We start from the raw sequence: 22,050 nt of genomic DNA on the forward strand, positions 1-22,050 counted from the left end.
AACGGTCACACCGTTGTTACGCGGGACCTAGGTGCCATGCGTTGATGTGCAATGGTCCCGGAGGGAGGGCGGTGATAAGCCGCGAGTCCGCCCGTCCTTCCGATTTTCATTACCAATCCGTCATGGTCGACAAGCAACGCGTCATCCCGCTGATCGTGGCCACCGCTCTCTTCATGGAGAACATGGATTCCACTGTCATCGCGACCTCGCTGCCGGCGATCGCCGCCGACATCGGCACCAGCCCGCTGACGCTGAAGCTCGCGATCACCTCGTACCTGCTGTCGCTGGCGGTGTTCATCCCGGCGAGCGGTTGGACCGCGGACCGCTTCGGCGCGCGCATGGTGTTCGCGATCGCCGTCGGCGTGTTCATGGTCGGCTCCGTCGGCTGCGCGCTCTCGACCTCGGTCACCGATTTCGTGTTCGCGCGCATCCTGCAAGGCATGGGCGGGGCGATGATGACGCCGGTCGGACGCCTCGTGCTGCTGCGCTCGGTCGACAAGAGCGCACTGGTCAACGCCATGGCCTGGGTGACGGTCCCTGCCCTGATCGGTCCCGTGATCGGCCCGCCGCTCGGCGGCTTCATCACCACCTACGCTTCCTGGCACTGGATCTTCCTGATCAACATTCCGATCGGTCTGCTCGGCATCTTCATGGCGTTGCGCTTCATCGATCCGATCAAGAGCGAGGAACGCGAGCCGTTCGATCTCTACGGCATGGTGCTCGCGGGCATCGGCCTCGCAGGCATCGCCTTCGGCCTGTCGGTGGCCGGTCTCAACCTGCTGCCGTGGAGCACCGTTGCCGCGTTGATCGCGGGCGGTGCGATCTCGATGACGCTTTATGTCATCCACGCCCGGCGCACCGGGTCTCCGGTGCTTGATTTCTCGCTTCTGAAGCTGCCAACGCTGCGCGCGGCCGTGTTCGGCGGCTTCCTGTTCCGGCTCGGCATCGGCGCGTTGCCGTTCCTGCTGCCGCTGCTCATGCAGATCGGCTTCGGCCTGTCCCCGTTCCATTCGGGTCTCGTCACCTTTGCCTCCTCGCTGGGGGCCATGGGCATGAAAACGCTGGCGGCGCGCATCATCCGCACCTTCGGCTTCCGGAATCTGATGACGGTGAACGCGGTCGTCAGCGCGTTCTTCCTCGGCGTCTGCGCCCTGTTCACCGTGACGACGCCGCTGCTCATCATCATGGTGATCCTGGTCGTCGGCGGCTTCTTCCGCTCGCTCGAGTTCACCGCGATCAACACGGTCGCCTATGCCGAAGTCGAGACCGCGCAAATGAGCCGTGCGACCACCCTCGTCAGCGTCAACCAGCAGCTCGCGGTTTCCGCCGGCGTCGCCGTCGGCGCGGCTTGCGTCGAAACGACCATGTGGTTCAACCATGTCAGCGAGATCGACGCGACCGTGTTCGCCCCCGCCTTCCTCGTGGTTGCGCTGACCTCCGCGGCGTCGAGCTGGTTCTTCTGGCAGATGCCTGCCGATGCCGGAAACGAGATCTCCGGCCGCAAGGCGGTGGAGATCGCAAGCCGCAAGGGTGCCGGCAAAGGCGCGGCGAAGGCCGCCGTCAAGGCGGCGAGCGAGGATACGCAGGACGTTGGGGATCAGCGGCTGGGATAGGCCATTGCTTGCGTTTGCAAGTGGGCCAAGCACACGTTCCCTGCCGTAGGGGCCTACGCGGGCCTAATGTTGAGCGCCCCTATTAAATCACATCAATTAATATTACGTGATTTAAATTTTATTAGACATTAATGCAACTTATGATTTAATGGCACACGCCTGCGGAAGGTTCGCGGTACTGCGGCGACGGAAGCCCTCGGGAAGACTAATGCAGACCGGCGCTGATAAGGCCCGGTAGCGCGTCGGCACGCTGAATGCGTGAGGCGGCAGCGCGAAGCGATTGTTCAGTTTGGTCGCGCAATCCCGGAGCCGAGTTCTGTTGACCTCAATATTTCATGCCCAAGGAGGAAAACATGGCGAATACCAATCAAACAAAAAGCCAAGTCGCCCAGCAATTGCTTCGAACCGACGGAACTCTCGCAGATTCTCGCCTATTCGACTGGATTTCCCTCCTGGAGACCATCAACGGTCTGATCATCGGCAGCAGGCACGACGATGTCCTGAGCGCGAACGCCGAGGGCGACATTGTCTTGGGACTTGCCGGCAATGATCATCTGGACAGCGCATTTAACCGGACAGCATTGATCGGCGGCAGCGGCAACGACACTTTGACGACCAACGTCGTCGTCCCGCTGCAGGACAACGCGCCTTTGCACGGCCTCGCCATTCAGTTCGGCGGGACAGGCAGCGACGACCTCAACGCGACCGTAACCCTTCAAGGTGGGAACGCGCCTCAGAATCCGGAGCAGGTCGCTGATGTCCGGCTCGATGGCGGCAGCGGACACGACACCATCAGCGCCACGGCAAATGTGGCGCTTCCTGTGATCGGAGATGTAACGGTGAGGACCGATTTGTTCGGCGGAAGCGGCAACGATACCATTCACGCCGTTGCCGACGGTCGCAACACCCTCGGAAACAGCATCGCCTTGAACACCGTCGACGGCGGCTCCGGCGATGACCGGGTCACCGCTCATGCCGAAACGGCATTTTCCGCGTTCCACGGCACAGCCAGCAACGTCCTCTTCGGCGGTGCCGGCAACGATGAATTGAATGCAAGCGCCGAGGGCGTATCCAATCAGACCGATTTGGTCACCAATGAGCTGCACGGTGGCCAGGGCGACGACGTCTTGCACGCCTTCAACCTGACCGACTCCAATAGCCGGACTCCGGTGGGTATCAACCAGCTCTGGGGCGATGACGGCAACGACACCCTCGAGGCGATCCACTCCACCGACGGGGAGAACTCTGTCACAGATGTTACCAATTACCTGGATGGCGGGAGAGGCAATGACAGTCTGGTCGCAGACTCCACCGCGCTCGGCGGGTTTGTTCTCGCGCTCAATCAACTCGAGGGAGGCAATGGACGAGACAGTCTCACGGCGCACCTCCACGCCGTAGCTCACGGTGGGTTCGGTCCGGAGCAGGCTCTATACGATGTCGCGAACGTTCTGAATGGCGGCGCCGGAGATGACCAGCTCACTGCGTTTCTTTCGGCAACTCCTGATCCTGCGGTTACAGACGATTCGACTGCCGAGAACCGTCTGGATGGCGGCGCTGGAAACGATGTGCTGGCCGCAACCGTTGCGCCGGGTTCGCTCGGATCGAGCTTCCTTGCTGGCGGTACAGGCAATGATCAACTCACGGTGTTTGGCGGGTCGGGAAATGTCCTCAATGGAGGCGACGGCAACGACACGCTCGTGAGCGGCATCGGGAACGATGGCATGTTTGGCGGATGCGGCGCGGATACGTTCGTCTTTGCCGACCAGAACGGGCATGACACGGCCGTTTTCGATCAGGGCCACGATAGAATCGATCTCACGGGCCTGGCCGCGAATGACATCCACGGTTTTGAAGACTTGAATATCGAAGTGACCGGGGGAGACACCATCATTCGCTTCGATGCAAATAACGACCTCACTATCGTGGGCGTTGTGAATCTCAACACGCAGGATTTCTTGTTCGCCTAGCCGGCCCTATCCGACTCGCTCCTGGTGGCGCCCCGAAAGCCCGTCGCCAGCACGTAGCGCTCCGAGGAATCCTGCCGGCTCGCCGCCGGCTTGACGTGACGCACCGTCGCGAAATCGCGCTTGAGCTGCGCCAGAAGCTCGGCATCGGCGCCGCTCTGGAACGTTTTCGCCAGGAACGTGCCGCCGGGCTTGAGCACGTCGCAGGCGAACGCGGCCGCGGTCTCGACCAGGCCGACGATGCGGAGCTGGTCGGTCTTGCGGTGACCGGTGGTATTGGCGGCCATGTCGGACATTACGACGTCGGCCCCGCCGCCCAGCATCGCAGTGAGCTTTTCGGGCGCGTCATTGTCCATGAAGTCGAGCTGCGCGAAATCGACGCCGGGAATCTCCGGCATTTCCAACAGATCGATCGCGACGACCTTGCCCTTGCCGTCCGCGGAGCCGACACGCTTGGCCGCGATCTGGCTCCAGCCGCCCGGTGCGGCGCCGAGGTCGACCACCGCCATGCCGGGTTTCAGAAAATGATACTTGTCGTCGATCTCCAGGAGCTTGAAGGCCGCGCGCGAGCGATAACCCGCCGCCTTGGCTTTGGCGACATAGGGATCATTGAGCTGTCGCTCCAGCCAGAGCTTGGACGAGAGCTTGCGCTTGCCGCCGGTCTTGACCTGGACGTGCAAGCGGCCGGTGGTATCCTTGGCCATCTCACCAGCTCCTGAGCGCGCCGTCCTCGCGCATCATCTCGACCAGCATGCCCTCGCGCAGCCCGCGATCGGCGACGCGCAGGCGCGGCAGCGGGAAGGCCCGGCGGATGGCGTCGAGGATGGCGCAGCCGGCCAGCACGAGGTCGGCACGCTCGACGCTGATGCAGCTGTTGTTCGCGCGCTCCTCATAGCTCATGCCGAGCAGCTTGTTGATGGTCGCGGTGATGTCGGCATCGTCCAACCAGATGCTGTCGATGCGGCGACGGTCATAGCGCGCAAGGTTGAGATGGATGCCGGCGAGCGTCGTGACCGTGCCCGACGTGCCGAGCAGATGCATGCCGGCGAGCTCGCTGCCGTGCTCCTCCGCGAACGGCGCGACGTGGCTCGCGACCTCGCGCTCCATCGCGGCGTAGATCTCCGGCGTCACGTCGCGGCCGCCGAACTGCTCCGCGAGCGTGACCACGCCGTACGGGATTGACATCCAGGCCTTGATGCGCGGTGCGGGATTCTGCGGATCGCGCTCGATCCGCACCAGCTCGGTCGAGCCGCCGCCGATGTCGAACAGGATCGCACCTCGTCCCCTGGGGTCGACCAGCGGCGAGCAGCCGAGCACGGCGAGCGCCGCCTCGGTCTCACGGTCGATCACCTCGAGCTCGATCCCGGTCTCGGCCGCGACGCGGCTGCGGAAACCTTCCGCATTCGAGGCTGCGCGGCAGGCTTCGGTCGCGATCAGCCGCAGCCTCCGCGCCTTTCTCAGGTTGATCTTGTCGCGGCAGATGCTGAGCGCTGCGATGGCGCGCTCGATCGCGGCGTCGCTGATGCAGCCCGTCGCCGATACACCCTCACCGAGCCGGATGATGCGCGAGAAGGAATCAACCACGCGAAAGCCGTCGTGAGTCGGACAGGCGATCAGCAGCCGGCAATTGTTGGTGCCGAGGTCCAGCGCCGCGTAGACGCCGGTTCCCGGCGCCTGTGCGGGGACGGCCGTTTCGGTGGCCAATACCACCGCCGCCATCGACCCCTCCAGCTCACCGTGCGGCCCATGGCCGTCGCGGAGCCGCGTGTGGTCATTCATACAAACTGTCTTTCCGCGGCCCAACGGGCCGATCTGGAATTGCTTTTTCGCCTCAAACATTAGCAGCGCGGCAGGCCTGCGCAACAACGCATCACATAGGACCATGCCCATTCGTGCGTTGTCGTGAACGGGGCCGTGGGTTATCTGAACAGGGTCCGGTCCTCCCCTGCCGCGAAAATGCGCAAATGCCGGCTTTTCAGGTCATTCTCCATGCAAGAACACGCCAAATCGTCCACGCTTGAAAACGCTATTGCACTGCAAAAATATGGCGTCGGGCAGCCCGTCCGCCGAAAGGAGGACGACACGCTGGTGCGCGGCAAGGGCCGCTATACCGACGATTTCAACCTGCCCGGCCAGGCCTATGCCGTGATCGTCCGCTCGACCCATGCCCACGGCATCATCCGCGGCATCGGCATCGATGCCGCCAAGGCGATGCCGGGCGTGCTGGGGGTGTGGACCGGCAAGGATCTCGATGCCGCCGGCTACGGCCCCTTTACCTGCGGCCTGCCGCTGAAGAGCCGCGACGGCTCGCCCCTGCTCCAGACCAACCGCCAGCCGCTCGCGACCGACAAGGTCCGCTTCGTCGGCGATCCCGTCGCCTTCGTGGTCGCGGAGACGCTGGCGCAGGCGCGCGACGCGGCCGAAGCGGTCGAGCTCGACATCGAACCTCTGCCGTCGGTGACCGATCCCGAGGAAGCCGCCAGGCCCGGGGCGCCGCAGCTTTACGAGCACATCCCGAACAACGTCGCGCTCGACTACCATTATGGCGACATGGACAAGGTCGACGCGGCCTTCGCCAACGCCGCCCATGTGACCAAGCTCGACATCGAGAACACTCGCGTCGCCGTGGTCTCGATGGAGCCCCGGGTGGGCCTTGCCTCCTATGACAAGAAGACCGAGCGCTACACGCTCCAGGTGCCGACGCAGGGGGTCGCCGGCAACCGCGCCAACCTCGCCAAGAACCTGAAAGTGCCGAACGAGAAGGTGCGCATCCTCACTGCCAATGTCGGCGGCTCCTTCGGCATGAAGAACATCAACTATCCTGAATACATGTGCATCCTGTACGCGGCGAAGGAACTGGGAAGGCCGGTGAAGTGGCTCGACGAGCGCTCCACCAGCTTCCTCTCCGACAGCCACGGCCGTGCGCAGAAGATCCATGCCGAACTTGCGCTCGACGCCGAGGGCCATTTCCTGGCGGCAAAACTGTCCGGCTACGGCAATCTCGGCGCCTACATCACCGGAGTCGCGCCGGGGCCGCTCTCGCTCAACACCGGCAAGAATTTTTCCAGCGTCTATCGCACCCCGCTGATGGGCGTCGACATCAAGGTGGTGCTGACCAATACCACCCTGATGGGCGCCTATCGCGGCGCCGGCCGCCCCGAGGCGAACTATTACATGGAGCGGCTGATCGACAGCGCGGCCGACGAGATGGGCATCAACCGGCTGACCTTGCGCAAGCGCAACTTCATCAAGCCGAGCCAGATCCCGTTCGCGGCGTCCTCCGGCGTCACCTACGACAGCGGCGACTTCCAGGCCGTGTTCAACAAGGCACTCGAGATCTCCGACCACGAGAACTTCGCCAAGCGCAAGAAAGAGAGCAAGAAGGCCGGCAAGCTGCGCGGCATCGCTGTCGGCTCCTACCTCGAGGTCACCGCACCGCCAAGCCCCGAGCTCGGCAAGATCGTGTTCGATCCCGACGGCAGCGTGCAACTCATCACCGGCACGCTCGATTACGGCCAGGGTCATGCGACGCCGTTCGCGCAGGTGCTGTGCGAGCAGCTGGGCGTACCGTTCGAGAGCGTCAAGCTGGTGCAGGGTGACAGCGACGTCGTTCACTCCGGCAACGGCACCGGCGGGTCGCGCTCGATTACCGCGAGCGGCATGGCGATCGTGGGCGCCGCCAAGCTCGTGATCGAGAAGGGCAAGCGCGCCGCCGCGCACATGCTGGAGGCGTCCGAGGCCGACATCGAGTTCGAAGGCGGCAGCTTCACCATCGCCGGCACGGACCGCAGCATCGACATCATGGAGCTGGCCAAGCGCTTGCATGACGGCAAGACGCCGGAGGGCGTGCCCGACAGCCTCGACGTCGACCACACCAGCGAGCCGGTGCCATCGGCGTTCCCGAACGGCTGCCACGTCGCCGAAGTCGAGGTCGATCCGGAGACCGGCGTGGTACAGATCGTGCGCTATAGCGCGGTCAACGATTTCGGCACGGTGATCAACCCGATGCTGGTCGCGGGCCAGCTGCATGGCGGCGTCGTCCAGGGCATCGGCCAGGCGCTGATGGAGCACGTCCGCTACGACGAAAGCGGCCAGCCGATCACGGGCTCGCTGATGGACTACGCCCTGCCCCGCGCCGAGGACGTACCTAACATGACGGTCGGCGATCACCCGGTGCCGGCCACGACCAATCCGCTCGGCAGCAAGGGCTGCGGCGAAGCCGGCTGCGCCGGCAGCCTGTCGACGGTGGTGAATGCGGTGATCGATGCGCTCTCCGACTACGGCATCAAGCACATCGACATGCCGCTGACCCCGGAGCGCGTGTGGCGGGCGATCCAGGAGGCGAAGCAAAAGGCGGCGTAAGGCTGCTCTTCCGCATGCACAACGATGCTGTCATCGGCCGGCTTGACCGGGCGATCCAGTATTCCAGAGGCACGCGTTGGAGACCTTGCTCTCACCACATCCGCCGCGGCGTACTGGATTCCCCGCCTTCGCGGGGCATGACACCGCGTTTGAACCTCACCAGTCGTTCCGGGGCGATGCGAAGCATCGAACCCGGAACCTCGAGATTCCGGGTTCGGTCCTCGCGGACCGCCCCGGAATGACGGTCAACACCTACGCCGCTGCCTGCTCGCGCGGCTGGTAGATCGCGGTGTGATGGCAATGCGCCAGCGGCGTGGTGCCGTTGGCGACGACCAGCGCGTCGAGCTCTACGAATCGATGGCCCTTCTTCTCGTAATTCGCGGTGACCCTCGCCCGCGCGGTGATATCGTCACCCGCACGAGCCGCCGACAGCAGCTGCATGCGGCTGCCGACATGAATCCAAGGACCCAGAATCGTGTTGTCGACCAGCACGCGGTTCATCACGCGCTGGATCAGGCCGGGATGGCCGAGCCCCTCGCGCGCGAAGATCGGATCGGCCTCCCTGACGTCGGCGAGATAATCCGTTGCGTCCTGTCCGGCCCAGCGTCGGGGTGTCGTGCCGAGCCATTTGTATGTTTCGAACGTCGAGGGGCTGACCGGCTTGCGCTCGGCAACCGCTGGGACCGCGACATAGTCACTCAATGACACGGCAGGCGCCTTCTCCGGCAGCGACGCCGTGCCGGTCGCGCAAAGCTCGGTGCGGCTGAACACCTCGATCGTGAGCAGGCCGTTGTGCTCGGTGGCATCGACGTCGGCGGCCTCGCCGTCATAGACCGGCTTGATGAAACGGGCCTCGATCAGGCCCCGGCTGAGGAAATCGCGGCCCCAGCGCGCCACCGGCACGTGCATCATATAGGCAAAGACGTCGACGCCCGGGACCAGCCCGCCGGAGAAGCCGAAGCGGCGCGCGACCGTGTCGTCATGCATCTTGTTTTCGGACTGTTTTGCGGTGTTGTAGGCTTGGACACGGTAGGTTTCGAGCCGGTTCGGCATGGGGCATCTTCCCTGTTTTCTTGTTGTTCAGGAGCGATCGTAGGGCCTGAGGAACCAGGGTCAATCCCCTCGCCTTTAGGGCCTGAATGGGGTACCACGCGGCGAATGACTGACACCCCTACCCGCATCTATGTCGACGCCGACGCCTGTCCGGTGAAGGACGAGATCTACCGTGTCGCGCTCAGGCACGGCGTGCCCGTGAGCGTCGTCGCCGGCAATTTCATTCGCGTACCGCAGGACCCATTGATCGAGCGGATCGCCGCAGGTGCCGGCATGGATGCGGCCGACGACTGGATCGCGGAGCGCTCCAGGCCCGGCGACGTCGTCGTGACATCGGACATTCCGCTGGCGAGCCGCTGCGTGAAGGCGGGCGCTGACGTGATTGCGCCGAACGGAAAACCGTTCACGGAAGAGTCGATCGGGATGACGCTGGCGGTGCGCAACCTCATGACGGATCTGCGCTCGGCCGGCGAGGTCACGGGCGGCCCGCGATCGTTCGCGCCGCGCGACCGCTCCGCCTTCCTCTCGGCGCTCGACCAGACGCTGCGCCGGATCCAGCGCCGCCGCGCCGATCAGGCCGCAACAAGTCAGGGCTGATCATGGCGCCGCCGCTGATCCAACTGAAAGACATCAGGCTGACCTTTGGCGGCACACCGCTACTGAACGGCGTCGAGCTCAACGTCGCGCCCAGCGAGCGCGTCTGCCTGATCGGCCGCAACGGCTCGGGCAAGTCGACGCTGCTGAAGATCGCAGCCGGCCTCGTCGAGCCCGATGGCGGCACCCGCTTCGTGCAGCCGGGCGCGACGGTACGCTACCTGCCGCAGGAGCCGGATTTTGGCGACCACAAGACCACGCTCGCTTATGTCGAGGCGGGGCTCGCACCGGGCGATGATCCATACCAAGCGCGCTACCTGGTTGAGCAGCTCGGGCTCACCGGCAACGAGAGCCCGGCCAACGTTTCCGGCGGCGAGGCCCGTCGTGCCGCTCTGGCTCGGGTGCTGGCGCCCTCGCCGGACATCCTGTTGCTGGACGAGCCGACCAATCACCTCGATCTCTCCACCATCGAGTGGCTGGAGAAGGAGCTCGATGGTCGCCGCAGCGCGCTGGTGATCATCAGCCACGACCGCCGCTTCCTCACCAATCTATCGCGCTCGACCGCCTGGCTCGACCGCGGCAGGATCAAGCAGATCGATCGCGGCTTTGCCTCGTTCGAGGCCTGGCGCGACGAAGTGCTCGCTGAGGAAGAGCGCGACCAGCACAAGCTCGACCGCAAGATCGTTGACGAGGAGCACTGGCTGCGCCACGGCGTGTCCGGTCGCCGCAAGCGCAACGTCAAGCGGCTCGCGAACCTGCATACGCTGCGCGACCAGCGCCGCAATTATCGCGGCACCGCCGGCAGCGCCAATCTCGCGGCGGCTGAAGCCGAGCAGTCCGGCAAACTGGTGATCGAGGCGAAGGGCATCACCAAGGCGTATGGCGAGCGCAAGATCGTCGAGAATTTCTCGACCCGCATCCAGCGCGGCGATCGGCTCGGTATCATCGGCCCAAACGGCGCCGGGAAGACTACGCTGGTCAACCTGCTCACCGGTGGGATGCAGCCTGATTCCGGAACGATACGTCTCGGGGCCAATCTGGAGACGGCGACGCTCGACCAGCACCGCGAAAGCCTCGATCCAAAATCCACGCTGGCGGAAGCGCTGACCGGCGGGCGGGGCGATCAAATCATGGTCGGCGGCAGGCCGAAGCACGTCGTCGGCTACATGAAGGACTTTCTGTTCGCACAGGAGCAGCGCGGCACTCCGGTGGAGGTACTCTCCGGCGGCGAGCGCGGCCGGCTGATGCTGGCCCGCGCGCTGGCAAAGCCATCGAACCTCCTGGTGCTGGACGAGCCGACCAACGACCTCGATCTCGAGACGCTCGACGTGCTCGAGGAGATGCTCGGCGACTATGAGGGCACCGTCATCCTGATCAGCCACGACCGCGATTTCCTCGATCGCGTCGTCACCTCAGTGATCGCGCCCGAAGGCAACGGCAAGTGGATCGAATATGCCGGCGGCTACAGCGACATGCTGGCGCAACGCGGCGCCGACCTGAAGCGTGAGACGGCGAAGGCGCAAGTCCCGACGGAGAAGAAAGAGCAGCGTTCCGCTGCCCCGGCGTCGGCGCCGAAGCGGAAGCTGAGCTTCAACGAGAAGCACGCGCTGGAAACGCTGCCGAAGAAGATGGAGACGTTGCAGGCCGATATCGCCAGGCTGCAACGCGTGCTCGACGATCCCAACCTCTACGCCAAGGATCGCAAGAAGTTCGACGATACGTCAGCCGCGATCGCCAAGGTCCACGAAGAACTGTCTGCCGCTGAAGAGCGATGGCTCGAACTTGAGATGCTCCGCGAAGAGATAGAACAGGCTTGAATCATGACCACGACCCTTGCCGCCAAGATCGCCCGCGAATATGGCACGCCCTGCGCCGTCATCGACATGGACAGGGTGGAACGCAACATCGCGCGGATCCAGAAAGCCTGCGACGACGCCGGGATCGCCAACCGTCCGCACATTAAGACGCACAAGAATCCGACCATCGCCAAGATGCAGGTCGCGGCCGGTGCCAAGGGCATCACCTGCCAAAAGCTCGGCGAAGCCGAGATCATGGCGAATGCCGGCATCGACGACATCCTGATCAGCTACAATCTGCTCGGTGAGGAGAAGATGGCGCGCCTCGGCGCGTTGCAGACGAAGGCGAATATGACGGTGGCCGCCGACAATTCGACCGTCGTTGCAGGGCTGCCCAAAGCCGCGGCCGCATCGGGCCGCCCGCTCTCCGTCGTGGTAGAATGCGATACGGGGCGCAAGCGCGCCGGCGTCGAGACGCCGGCCGAGGCGATCGCCCTCGCCCGCGAGATCGCGGCATCGAAGGGGCTGCAATTCGCCGGCTTCATGATGTACCCGACCGAGACCGGCTGGGCGGACGCGCAGAAATTCTACGACGAAGCACTGGCCGGCGTGCGCGCACACGGGCTGGATGCGAAGATCGTCTCGACCGGCGGCACGCCGAACCTGAAGAATCTCGGCAAGCTCAAGGGCGGCACCGAGCATCGCTTCGGCACCTATATCTACAACGACCGCATGCAGGTCGCCGCTGGCGTCGCCAGCTGGGACGACTGCGCGCTGCACATCTATTCGACCGTGGTGAGCCGCGCCGCGCCCGAGCGCGGCATCCTCGACGCCGGCTCGAAGACGCTGACGACAGACACCGGCGGGCTCGACGGCCATGGCCTGATCCTCGAGCATCCCGAGGCGAAGATCGCGAAATTCGCCGAGGAGCACGGCTTCCTCGACCTTTCCCGCAGCAACACCCGGCCCAATGTCGGCGACGTCGTCCGCATCGTACCGAACCATGTCTGCGTCGTCGTCAACATGATGGACGAAGTGGTGATGGTGCGCGGCGAGGAGATCATCGGCACGCTGCCGGTCGCGGCGCGGGGAAAGCTGCGGTAGAGCACTTCGCGAAGCAATCCAGGCCCCCTGCGCGGAAAAGACTCAGGATTGCTTCGCTCGCAATGACGCCCTAGCGGTCGAGCCAGCTCAAAACACCTGTCCCTGCGGCCGCGCCTGTCGCGAACGAGGCCTGCAACAAATAGCCGCCCGTCGGCGCCTCCCAGTCCAGCATCTCACCGGCGGCGAACACGCCGGGCAATTTGCACAGCATGAAATGCCGATCGAGCTCATCGAAAGCAATCCCGCCCGCGGTCGAGATCGCGCGATCGATCGGGGCGACGCCGGTGAGCCGAACCGGAATTGCATTGATCAAGCGCGCGAGTTCGGCCGGTGAGAACGACGACAGCGGCCGGCCCGATGCGATCGCCGCCTCCTGCATCAGGCCGATGCCGACCGGCGACAATTGCACCGCCTTGCGCAGGAAGTTCGCGAGCGATTGCTTGCCGCGCGTACCCGACAGGCGCGTTGCCAGGTCGGCGACGGCAAGGTCGGGCCGCAGCGCGATCATCAGCGTCGCCTGCCCGAGATCCAGCACCGCCTCGCGCAGCTCGGCCGACAGCGCGTAAATCGCACCGCCTTCGATGCCGCTACGCGTGATCATCGCTTCGCCGCGCACCGTGTGTGCACCGATCGTCAGCGCCACGCCCTTGAGCGGCTGGCCCTCGAAACGGTCGCGGAACACATCGGACCAAGCGACCGTAAAGCCGGAATTGGCCGGCCGGAGCTGCGAGACGGCAATGCCCTTTGCGGCGAGAAGATCGACCCAGCCGCCGTCCGATCCGAGCCGCGGCCAGCTTGCGCCGCCAAGGGCGAGCACCACTGCCCCGGCCTCGGTCGACCGTTGGCCGCCGCTGGTGCGAAACAGCAATCGGCCGTGCTCGTCCCAGCCAATCCAGCGATGGCGAAACGCAAAGCGCACGCCGGCGGCATCGAGCCGCCGCAGCCACGCGCGCAGCAAGGGTGAAGCCTTGAACGCCTTTGGAAACACGCGTCCGCTGGTGCCGGCGAAGGTCGGCTCACCCAGCGCCTCACTCCAGGCGCGAAGCGCGTCTGGCGGAAGCGCGTCGATGGCAGCCTTCAGATTCGGCCCGGCCTCGCGGTAACGCGCGATGAATTGCGGCAGCGGTTCGCTGTGGGTGAGATTGAGCCCGCCGCGGCCCGCCATCAGGAACTTGCGGCCCGCGGACGGCATTGCGTCGTAGACGGTGACACGGGCACCGCCCAGCGCTAGCACCTCAGCCGCCATCAACCCGGCGGGGCCGGCGCCGATGACGGCGACGGCCGTCAGAGCTTTATCCCCGCCCGCGCCGCCGCTTGCGCCACGTATTTCTGCGTCTGCTCGAACGCACCCGTTAGCGCCTTCGCCTTCGACATGTCGCTGATCTCTTCGAAATGCGCGGCGACCGCGTCCGGCGTCCATTCGGACTCCGGCAGGTTGATGCCTTCGCTCTCCAGAATCTTGATCACCGCGAAGGAGCCGGCCCCGGCGCCCATGATGGTGCGGGTCGGCGCGTCCTCACTGAGCATGTACTCGACCGCCGGCGTGATCGCGTTCGGCTTCATCAATTGCAGCGCCTGCGGCGGCAGCAATTCTTCGGTCATGCGGGTCGCCGCCGTGGGCGAGATGATGTTGACGCGGATGTCGTTCTTGCGGCCTTCTTCCGCGAGCACGTTCATCAGGCCGACCATGCCCGACTTCGCCGCACCGTAATTGGCCTGACCGAAATTGCCGTAGAGGCCGGAGGACGAGGTGGTCAGAACGATGCGGCCGTAATTGCGGTCGCGCATGCCGGCCCAGGCCGCCTTGCAGCAATAGAAGCTGCCAACGAGGTGCACGTCGAGCACCTTCTGGAAATCGGCGGCTTCCATCTTGCCGAACGACTTGTCGCGCAGGATGCCGGCATTGGCGCACATCAGGTCGACGCTGCCCCATTCCTTGGTGGCGCGCTCGACCATGGCGGTGACCTGCTCGAAATTGGATACGTCCGCGCCGTCGGCCATCGCGGTGCCGCCGGCCTTGCGAATCTCCTCGACCACGGCTTCGGCCGGCGACAGCGAGCCGCCGGTGCCGTCGCGCGCGCCGCCGAAATCGTTGACCACGACCTTGGCGCCGCGGCTGGCCAATCCCAGCGCATGCGCACGTCCCAGACCATTGCCCGCGCCGGTGACGATGGCGACGCGTCCGTCGAACCTGATTGCCATTGTGCAGTTCCTGCTTCTACTTCCTTCTCCCCTTGTGGGAGAAGGTGGCATAGGCGGCCTACGGCCGCCGTACCTAAAATGGATGCCGACGCGTAGCGTCGGCTACGGCGCCGGATGAGGGGTCTCTCTCGACAGATGCACTCGCGGAGAGAGACCCCTCACCCGCCTCGCGTTCAGCGAGGCACCCTCTCCCACAAGGGGCGAGGGTAAAACCCCGCTCTGGGGCACCTTTTTGACCAGTGATGGGTTGCCGGGTCAAGCCCGGCAACGACGGGTGGTCTCAGGCGAAATAGATCAGGCCCAGCCACTCCGCGACCAGCGCCGGCTTGTCCTCGCCTTCGATCTCGACCGTGACGTTGGTGCGGGACAGCAACTCGTTGGGCTTGCGGAGCTTCGCTTCGGCCAGCACGAAGCGACCGCGGACGCGCTTGCCGGAGCGCACCGGCGAGATGAAACGCAGCTTATCGAAGCCGTAGTTCACCCCCATCGTGGTGCCCGCGATCACCGGCATCACCTCATAGGACATGATCGACAGCAGCGACATCGTCAGGAAGCCGTGCGCGATGGTGGTGCCGAAGGCGGTCTCTTTCTTCGCACGCTCGGGATCGACGTGAATGAACTGATGGTCCTCAATCACGTCGGCATAGGTGTCGATGCGGGGCTGGTCGATCAGGTGCCACGACGACACACCGATCTCCTTGCCGACCATAGCCTGATAGGCTTGAAGCGTAATCGGCGGCTTCTTCCAGACTTCGTTCATTGATCGCTCCTGGTATCGTCATTCCAGGGCGATGCGGAGCATCGAGCCCGGAATCCATCGCGCCGCCGAGCGTGTTGCGAAATGGATTCCGGGCTCGCGCTTCGCGCGCCCCGGAATGACGAGATCTCACTTAACTTTCACCCCTGGCTTTCGGCAACTCCGGAAAGTCCTCCTCGCGGAATTCCCGGCCGCGCAGCGGATCGTCGCGATCACCGTCGCGTTCCAGCCGTCGTAGCTGGACGCGACGAATTTTTCCAGAGATCGTCTTGGGCAGCTCGGTGACGATTTCGAGACGGCGGATGCGCTTGAATGGCGCGAGGCGCGCGTGCAGATGCTTGAAGATGGAGAGCGCGGTCTCGGGCGAACGCTCCGCACCCGACGTCAACAGCACGAAGGCCTTGGGGATTGCGAGCCGGATCGGGTCCGGACTCGGCACCACGGCGGCCTCCGCCACCAGCTCATGTTCGAGCAGCACGCTTTCCAGCTCGAACGGGCTGATACGGTAGTCCGACGACTTGAACACGTCGTCGGAGCGACCGACGAAGGTGAGATAGCCCTCGTCGTCTTCGAAGACGACGTCGCCGCTGCGGTAGAGCTCGCCTTCCGCGCCGGACAGGTTGCCGTCGTCGCTTTGATAGCCTTGCATCAGACCGGCCGGGCGCACAGTCCCGAGCACCAGCGTGACCTCGCCTTCCTTCGCCGGGTTCCCGTCGGCGTCGCTGATCTGGACGCGATAGCCCGGCAGCGGCCGGCCCATCGAGCCGACCTTGATCTTCTGGCCCGGCGAGTTGCCGGCGAGCGCCGTGGTCTCGGTCTGGCCGTATCCGTCACGGATGGTCAGGCCCCAGGCCGCCCGCACCTGGTCGATCACTTCGGGGTTCAGTGGTTCGCCGGCGCCGCAGACCTCGCGCAAGGCCACCTTGAATGATGCAAGGTTTTCCTGGATGAACAGCCGCCATACCGTCGGCGGCGCACACAGCGTGGTGACGCCGCAGCGGCCGATGGTGGCGAGCAGCGCTTTGGCATCGAAGCGCGGCTGGTTGACCACGAACACGGTCGCGCCCGCGTTCCACGGCGCGAAAAAACAGCTCCAGGCATGCTTGGCCCAGCCGGGCGAAGAGATGTTGAGATGGATGTCACCGGGCTTCAGCCCGATCCAGTACATGGTCGAGAGATGGCCGACCGGATAGCTGCTCTGGCTGTGCCGGACCAGCTTTGGCTTCGCCGTAGTGCCCGAGGTAAAATACAGCAGCATGGGATCGTCGGCGTTGGTCAGGCCATCCGGCGTGAAGCCCTCCGGCATTTTGGCCGCCTCGTCATAGGCAAGCCAGCCGTTGGAAGCCGCGCCGACCACGATGCGGACGGCATTCTCGGTGCCAAGGCTCGCGAATTTTGCGACCTGATCCTCGGCGGCCACCACCGCTTTCGCCTTGCCGCGATCGAGCCGGTCCCGAAGTTCGTCAGCCGTGAGCAGCGTGGTCGCGGGAATCACGACGACGCCGAGCTTCATCGCCGCCAGCATGGTCTCCCACAGCGGAACCACGTTGCCGAGCAGCAGCAAAAGATGGTCGCCGCGCTTGAGCCCCTGCGCGCGGAGGAAGTTGGCGACCTGGTTCGAGCGCTTCGAGAGCGCCGCGAATGACAGCTTCGTCTGCTTGTCCAGTGCCGCATCGACGATCCAGAGCGCAGGCCGGTCCTTGCTGTCCGCACTCGCCGCCAGCTCGGCGTCGAACCAGTCGAGCGCCCAGTTGAAGGGAACTGGATCAGGCCAGTGGAATCCTTTGACCGCTGCCTCGTAATCCGTGCGGTGCTTTAGCAAAAACGCGCGCGCTTCCTGAAATGTCGTCATCAAGCTTTCCCGGCTAGACTCCTAACGTGCTTGATAATTCCGGAAAAATCCACCCCACCCTGGCCGGCTGCGTCGAAAGACTGATAGATCTCCTGCGCATGCTTGCCGAGCGGCGTCGCCGCGCCTGCGGCCTTTGCCGCGTCCTGCGCCAGCGTCAGATCCTTCACCATCAGCGCAGAAGCAAATCCCGGCTTGTAATCGTTGTTCGCCGGCGAGGTCGGCACCGGGCCCGGCACCGGGCAATAAGTCGTCAGCGACCAGCACTGGCCTGACGAGGTCGAGGCGACGTCGAACAGCGCCTGGTGCGAAAGCCCGAGCTTTTCGCCGAGCGCAAACGCCTCGCTAACGGCGATCATGGAGATGCCGAGGATCATGTTGTTGCAGATCTTGGCCGCCTGTCCCGCGCCGGCGCCCCCGCAATGCACGATCTTCTTGCCCATGTTTTCGAGCACGGGCTTTGCCACAGCGAACGCTTTCTCCTCGCCGCCACACATGAAGGTAAGCGTCGCACCCTTGGCGCCGCCGGTCCCGCCGGAGACGGGCGCATCGACCGAGAGCACGCCGTGCTTGGCGGCCAGCGCGTGCGCCTGCCGCGCGCTTTCGACGTCGATGGTGGAGGAGTCAATGATCAGCGCGCCCTTGGACATGGCTGGAACGACTTCGCTCCAGACGCCGAGCACGTGCTTGCCGGCCGGCAGCATGGTGACGACGACATCGGCGCCCTTCACCGCGCCCGCGGCGCTGTCGGCGATGCTGGCGCCGTCGGCCTTGGCCTGATTGCGGGAGGCCTCGACGAGGTCGAACGCCACCACCTTGTGGCCGGCCTTGACCAGATTGGCGGCCATCGGGCCGCCCATGTTGCCGAGACCGATGAATGCGATCGTGGCCATTTTCGTTTCCTCCGCTGTAGCGTTGTTAGTTGAACTTCAGCTCGTCGGCGCCGATCTCGGCGAGATACGGCGCAAGCATCTCTGGCGTCACATCCTCGATCCTGGGTGGCGACCAGATCGGATTGCGGTCCTTATCGATCACGGCGGCACGCACGCCCTCGCGGAAATCGTCGCTGCGGAAGACTTCCAGCGCGGCGCGGTATTCGCGCACCAGGCACTCTTCCAGGCTCGATGCGCTGCGCGCCAGCCGCAACAGTTTCAGCGTCACCACCATGCCCCGCGGCGACTTTTCGTTGAGCGCCTTCAGCGTAGCCAGCGCGAATTCGGAGCCGTCGCGATCGAGCGCAGCGAAGATGTCCTCCATGCGATCGAAACCGAACAGTGCGTCGATCGCCGCCTGCCTCGCGGCGACCGGCCCTGCGGTCTCGCCGGTCGCGAAGCCATTGATGAGCTTGCTGACGTCGGCTGCGGTCGCGCCCCGGCGAGCCCTGGTCAGCGCCTCGCGCAGCTCCGGCCATTTGGCCGCCGGCACCACGGCGTCGGCGAACTTTGCGTGGATTGCGTCCGGCCCGTTCATGGTCTGCCCGGTCAGGCCGAAATAGGTGCCGATCTCGCCGGGCGAGCGCGACAACAGCCAGGTGCCGCCGACATCGGGAAAGAAGCCGAGACCGACTTCGGGCATCGCCAGCTTGGTGCGGTCGGTGACGACGCGATGACTGGCATGGCCCGAGAGACCAACGCCGCCGCCCATCACGAGACCATCCATGAACGCGACATACGGCTTCGGATACTTCGCGATCCGCGCATTCATGATGTATTCCTGGCGCCAGAACCGCGCGCCGAGATCGCCGCCCTCGCGCGAACTGTCCCAGAGGCCGCGGATGTCGCCGCCCGCGCACAGGCCGCGCTCGCCGGCGCCTTCAAGCACGATGACGGCAACGTCCGGATCGGTTTCGAACCGGTCGAGCGCCGCATCGATGCCGATGGACATTTCCAGCGTCATGGCGTTGAGCGCCTTGGGCCGGTTGAGCCGGATCACGCCCGCAGTGCCCTCGCGGCGAACGATGAGATCGCCCTCTTCCGCTGAACTCATCGCGCGCCCTCTATCAGTTTGCGCGCCACGATGAGCCGCATGATTTCGTTGGTGCCTTCGAGGATCTGGTGCACGCGCAGATCGCGCACGATCTTCTCGATGCCGTATTCGCTGAGATAGCCGTAGCCGCCGTGGAGCTGCAGCGCCTGATTGGCGACCTCGAAACCGGCATCGGTGCCGAAGCGCTTGGCCATCGCGCACAGCATGGTGGCATCGGGGTCCTTGCGGTCCAGCGCCGCAGCCGCCCGCCACAGGAACGTGCGCGCAGCCTCGAGCTCGATCGCCATGTCGGCAAGGCGGAATTGCAGCGCCTGGAATTCGTCGAGACGCTTTCCGAACGCCTTGCGCTCCTTCATGTAGGCGCGCGCCTTGTCGAGCGCGGTCTGGGCGCCGCCGATCGAACAGGCCGTGATGTTGAGGCGGCCGCCGTCGAGGCCCGCCATCGCGATCTTGAAGCCGACGCCCTCCTCGCTGAGGCGATTGGCCACGGGCACGCGGGCGTTCTCGAACATCACAGCGCGGGTCGGCTGCGCGTTCCAGCCCATCTTGCGCTCATTGGCACCGAAGGAGACGCCCGGCGTCTTGCCATCGATGACGAGGGTCGAGATACCGCCGGGACCGTCGCCGCCGGTGCGCACCATCGCGACCAGCAGATCGGTACCGCCGGCGCCGGAGATGAACTGCTTCTGGCCGTTGAGGACGTAGTGGTCGCCGTCGCGCACCGCGCGGGTCCGCAGCGCCGCTGCATCCGAGCCGGCGCCCGGCTCGGTCAGGCAATAGCTCGCGATCAACTCCATGGTGCAGAGTTTCGGCAACCATGTGTGGCGCTGGGTGTCGCTGCCGTAGGCATCGATCATCCAGCTCGCCATGTTGTGGATGGATATGAAGGCCGACGTGGTCGGGCAGCCCGTCGCCAGCGCCTCGAAGATCAGCGCCGCGTCGAACCGCGACATCGCGGAGCCGCCGACGTCGTCGCGGATGTAGATGCCGCCCATGCCGAGCGCGGCGGCCTCGCGCATGACGTCGACGGGGAAATGCTTCTCCTCGTCCCAGCGCAGCGCGTGCGGCGCGATCTTCTCCGCGGCGAACGCGAGCGCCATGTCGCGAACCGCGATCTGATCCTCGTTCAGAGCGAACTGCATGTCGTCGCCTATCGCTGTTGTCCCTTCGTCATTGCGAGCGCAGCGAAGCAATCCAGCATCCCTCCGCAGAGACAGTCTGGATTGCTTCGTCGCAAGAGCTCCTCGCAATGACGTTTAGGAGATCACTTCATCAGCGGGATCGAGAACTCCGCACCTTCCTTGACGCCGGACGGCCAGCGCGAGGTCACCGTCTTGGTCTTGGTGTAGAAGCGGATCGAGTCCGGGCCGTGCTGGTTGAGATCGCCGAAACCCGACTTCTTCCAGCCGCCGAAGGTGTAGTAGGCAATCGGCACCGGGATCGGTACGTTGATGCCGACCATGCCGACGTTCACCTTGGCTGCGAAGTCGCGCGCGGCATCGCCGTCGCGGGTGAAGATGGCAACGCCGTTGCCGTAGTCATGATCCGCCGGCAGCGCCAGCGCCTCCTTGTAGTCGTGCGCGCGCACGACCGAGAGGACCGGTCCGAAGATCTCTTCCTTGTAGATCCGCATGTCCTTGGTGACGTTGTCGAACAGCGAACCGCCGAGATAAAAGCCCTTCTCGTAGCCCTGCATCTTGAAGCCGCGGCCGTCGACGGCGAGCGTCGCGCCTTCCTTGATGCCGATGTCGATGTAGCTCTTGACCTTCTCGACCGCCTCGCGCGTGACCAGCGGACCGTAATCGGCCGAGGGATCGATCGAGGTACCGATCTTGAGGCTCTCAACGCGCGGGATCAGCTTCTCCATCAGGCGGTCGGCAGTCGATTTGCCGACGGGCACCGCGACCGAGACGGCCATGCAGCGTTCGCCGGCCGAGCCGTAGCCTGCGCCGATCAACGCGTCGACGGCCTGGTCCATGTCGGCGTCGGGCATGATGATGGCGTGGTTCTTGGCGCCGCCGAAGCACTGGCAGCGCTTTCCAGTCTGCGCGGCGCGCTCGTAGATGTACTGCGCGATCGGAGTCGAGCCGACGAAGCCGATGGCCTTGATGTCGGGATCGTCGAGGATGGCGTCGACCGCCTCCTTGTCGCCGTTGACGACGTTGAGGATGCCGGCCGGCAGGCCCGCTTCCATCATGAGTTCAGCGAGCAGCATCGGCACGCCGGGGTCGCGCTCCGACGGCTTCAGGATGAAGGCGTTGCCGCAGGCGATCGCGGGCGCAAACTTCCACATCGGGATCATCGCCGGGAAATTGAACGGCGTGATGCCAGCGACGACGCCGAGCGGCTGGCGCATGGAATAGATGTCGATGCCGGGGCCGGCGCCCTCGGTGTATTCGCCCTTCATCAGATGCGGAATGCCGCAGGCGAATTCCGCGACCTCGAGGCCGCGCTGGATGTCGCCCTTGGCGTCAGGCACGGTCTTGCCGTGCTCGCGCGCGAGCAGCTCGGCGAGCTTGTCGTAATCGCGCTGAACCAGCTCGACGAACTTCATCATCACCCGGGCGCGGCGCTGCGGGTTGGTCGCGGCCCACTCGGGCTGTGCTGCGCGCGCGTTCTCGACGGCGGCACGGACCTCGGCCTTGGACGCCAGCGCCACTTTGGCCTGGACGTCACCAGTCATCGGCTCGAAGACGTCGGCAGTGCGGCCCGAGGTACCCTTGACCTCCTTGCCACCGATGAAATGTCCGACTGCGCGCATGGAAAGAAC

Annotated in this window: 16 protein-coding genes and 1 pseudogene; 6 read left to right on the top strand and 11 right to left on the bottom strand. The window is 64.9% G+C overall.

All coding sequences use genetic code 11. The features are described from left to right. The first annotated feature begins 122 nt into the window (after positions 1-122). Both ACYCVF_RS14535 and ACYCVF_RS14540 read left to right on the top strand, forming a co-directional pair. The gene (locus tag ACYCVF_RS14535; RefSeq protein WP_459596176.1) at positions 123-1,613 is read left to right on the top strand and encodes a DHA2 family efflux MFS transporter permease subunit; all 1,491 of its coding nucleotides are present in this window, start codon (positions 123-125) and stop codon (positions 1,611-1,613) included. Positions 1,614-1,966: 353 nt separating this feature from the next. Next, positions 1,967-3,580: a calcium-binding protein gene (locus ACYCVF_RS14540; protein ID WP_459596177.1), complete on the top strand. Its 1,614-nt coding sequence runs from the start codon at positions 1,967-1,969 to the stop codon at positions 3,578-3,580. On the opposite strand, the gene ACYCVF_RS14545 is transcribed toward ACYCVF_RS14540, so the two are convergent. Continuing rightward, the gene (locus tag ACYCVF_RS14545; RefSeq protein WP_459596178.1) at positions 3,577-4,281 is read right to left on the bottom strand and encodes an RlmE family RNA methyltransferase; all 705 of its coding nucleotides are present in this window, start codon (positions 4,279-4,281) and stop codon (positions 3,577-3,579) included. The genes ACYCVF_RS14540 and ACYCVF_RS14545 overlap by 4 nt on opposite strands. 1 nt (position 4,282) lies before the next feature. Next, positions 4,283-5,356, bottom strand: coding sequence for a Ppx/GppA phosphatase family protein (locus ACYCVF_RS14550; RefSeq protein ID WP_459596179.1), 1,074 nt, complete (start codon positions 5,354-5,356; stop codon positions 4,283-4,285). Between the two features lie 210 nt (positions 5,357-5,566). On the opposite strand from ACYCVF_RS14550, the gene ACYCVF_RS14555 reads away from it, so the two are divergent. Beyond that, on the top strand, positions 5,567-7,939 hold the full coding sequence (locus ACYCVF_RS14555; protein WP_459596180.1) for a xanthine dehydrogenase family protein molybdopterin-binding subunit: 2,373 nt from the start codon (positions 5,567-5,569) through the stop codon (positions 7,937-7,939). 252 nt (positions 7,940-8,191) lie between these two features. Here ACYCVF_RS14555 and ACYCVF_RS14560 read toward each other — a convergent pair whose 3' ends face one another. Then, positions 8,192-8,992: a hypothetical protein gene (locus ACYCVF_RS14560; protein WP_459596181.1), complete on the bottom strand. Its 801-nt coding sequence runs from the start codon at positions 8,990-8,992 to the stop codon at positions 8,192-8,194. A gap of 105 nt (positions 8,993-9,097) precedes the next feature. Between ACYCVF_RS14560 and ACYCVF_RS14565 the strand changes: the two genes are divergently transcribed. The 3 genes from ACYCVF_RS14565 to ACYCVF_RS14575 are packed head-to-tail and all read left to right on the top strand — an operon-like array spanning position 9,098 to position 12,486. Continuing rightward, on the top strand, positions 9,098-9,589 hold the full coding sequence (locus tag ACYCVF_RS14565; RefSeq protein WP_459596182.1) for a YaiI/YqxD family protein: 492 nt from the start codon (positions 9,098-9,100) through the stop codon (positions 9,587-9,589). Between the two features lie 2 nt (positions 9,590-9,591). Further along, positions 9,592-11,403, top strand: a complete 1,812-nt coding sequence (locus ACYCVF_RS14570; RefSeq protein ID WP_459606408.1) for an ABC-F family ATP-binding cassette domain-containing protein — start codon at positions 9,592-9,594, stop codon at positions 11,401-11,403. Positions 11,404-11,406: 3 nt separating this feature from the next. Then, entirely contained in the window at positions 11,407-12,486 is a 1,080-nt protein-coding gene (locus tag ACYCVF_RS14575) for a D-TA family PLP-dependent enzyme (RefSeq protein WP_459596184.1), read from the top strand. Positions 12,487-12,556: 70 nt separating this feature from the next. On the opposite strand, the gene ACYCVF_RS14580 is transcribed toward ACYCVF_RS14575, so the two are convergent. From ACYCVF_RS14580 to ACYCVF_RS14615, 8 genes and pseudogenes are all read right to left on the bottom strand, one after another. Continuing rightward, positions 12,557-13,774, bottom strand: a complete 1,218-nt coding sequence (locus tag ACYCVF_RS14580; protein ID WP_459596481.1) for a BaiN/RdsA family NAD(P)/FAD-dependent oxidoreductase — start codon at positions 13,772-13,774, stop codon at positions 12,557-12,559. Continuing rightward, positions 13,771-14,688 carry an SDR family NAD(P)-dependent oxidoreductase gene (locus tag ACYCVF_RS14585; protein WP_459596185.1) on the bottom strand — a complete coding sequence of 306 codons (918 nt, stop codon included), beginning with the start codon at positions 14,686-14,688 and terminating at the stop codon, positions 13,771-13,773. Before ACYCVF_RS14585 ends, ACYCVF_RS14580 begins: the two co-directional genes overlap by 4 nt. A gap of 280 nt (positions 14,689-14,968) precedes the next feature. Beyond that, positions 14,969-15,448: a MaoC family dehydratase gene (locus tag ACYCVF_RS14590; protein WP_459596186.1), complete on the bottom strand. Its 480-nt coding sequence runs from the start codon at positions 15,446-15,448 to the stop codon at positions 14,969-14,971. A 130-nt stretch (positions 15,449-15,578) separates the two neighbouring features. Beyond that, the gene (locus ACYCVF_RS14595) at positions 15,579-17,297 is read right to left on the bottom strand and encodes an AMP-binding protein (protein ID WP_459606407.1); all 1,719 of its coding nucleotides are present in this window, start codon (positions 17,295-17,297) and stop codon (positions 15,579-15,581) included. Next, a pseudogene (gene mmsB, locus ACYCVF_RS14600) lies at positions 17,297-18,199 on the bottom strand (3-hydroxyisobutyrate dehydrogenase); the annotation flags it as partial. The gene ACYCVF_RS14595 and the pseudogene mmsB, both read right to left, overlap by 1 nt. Before the next feature lie 13 nt (positions 18,200-18,212). Next, positions 18,213-19,280 (bottom strand): enoyl-CoA hydratase/isomerase family protein, encoded by a 1,068-nt coding sequence (locus ACYCVF_RS14605; RefSeq protein WP_459596188.1) that lies wholly within the window; start codon positions 19,278-19,280, stop codon positions 18,213-18,215. Then, entirely contained in the window at positions 19,277-20,422 is a 1,146-nt protein-coding gene (locus ACYCVF_RS14610; RefSeq protein ID WP_459596189.1) for an isobutyryl-CoA dehydrogenase, read from the bottom strand. The genes ACYCVF_RS14605 and ACYCVF_RS14610 overlap by 4 nt, the downstream gene beginning before the upstream one ends. A gap of 122 nt (positions 20,423-20,544) precedes the next feature. Then, positions 20,545-22,041, bottom strand: coding sequence for a CoA-acylating methylmalonate-semialdehyde dehydrogenase (locus ACYCVF_RS14615; RefSeq protein WP_459606406.1), 1,497 nt, complete (start codon positions 22,039-22,041; stop codon positions 20,545-20,547). Between the last annotated feature and the right edge of the window lie 9 nt (positions 22,042-22,050).

This window comes from Bradyrhizobium cedriense, assembly GCF_054602315.1.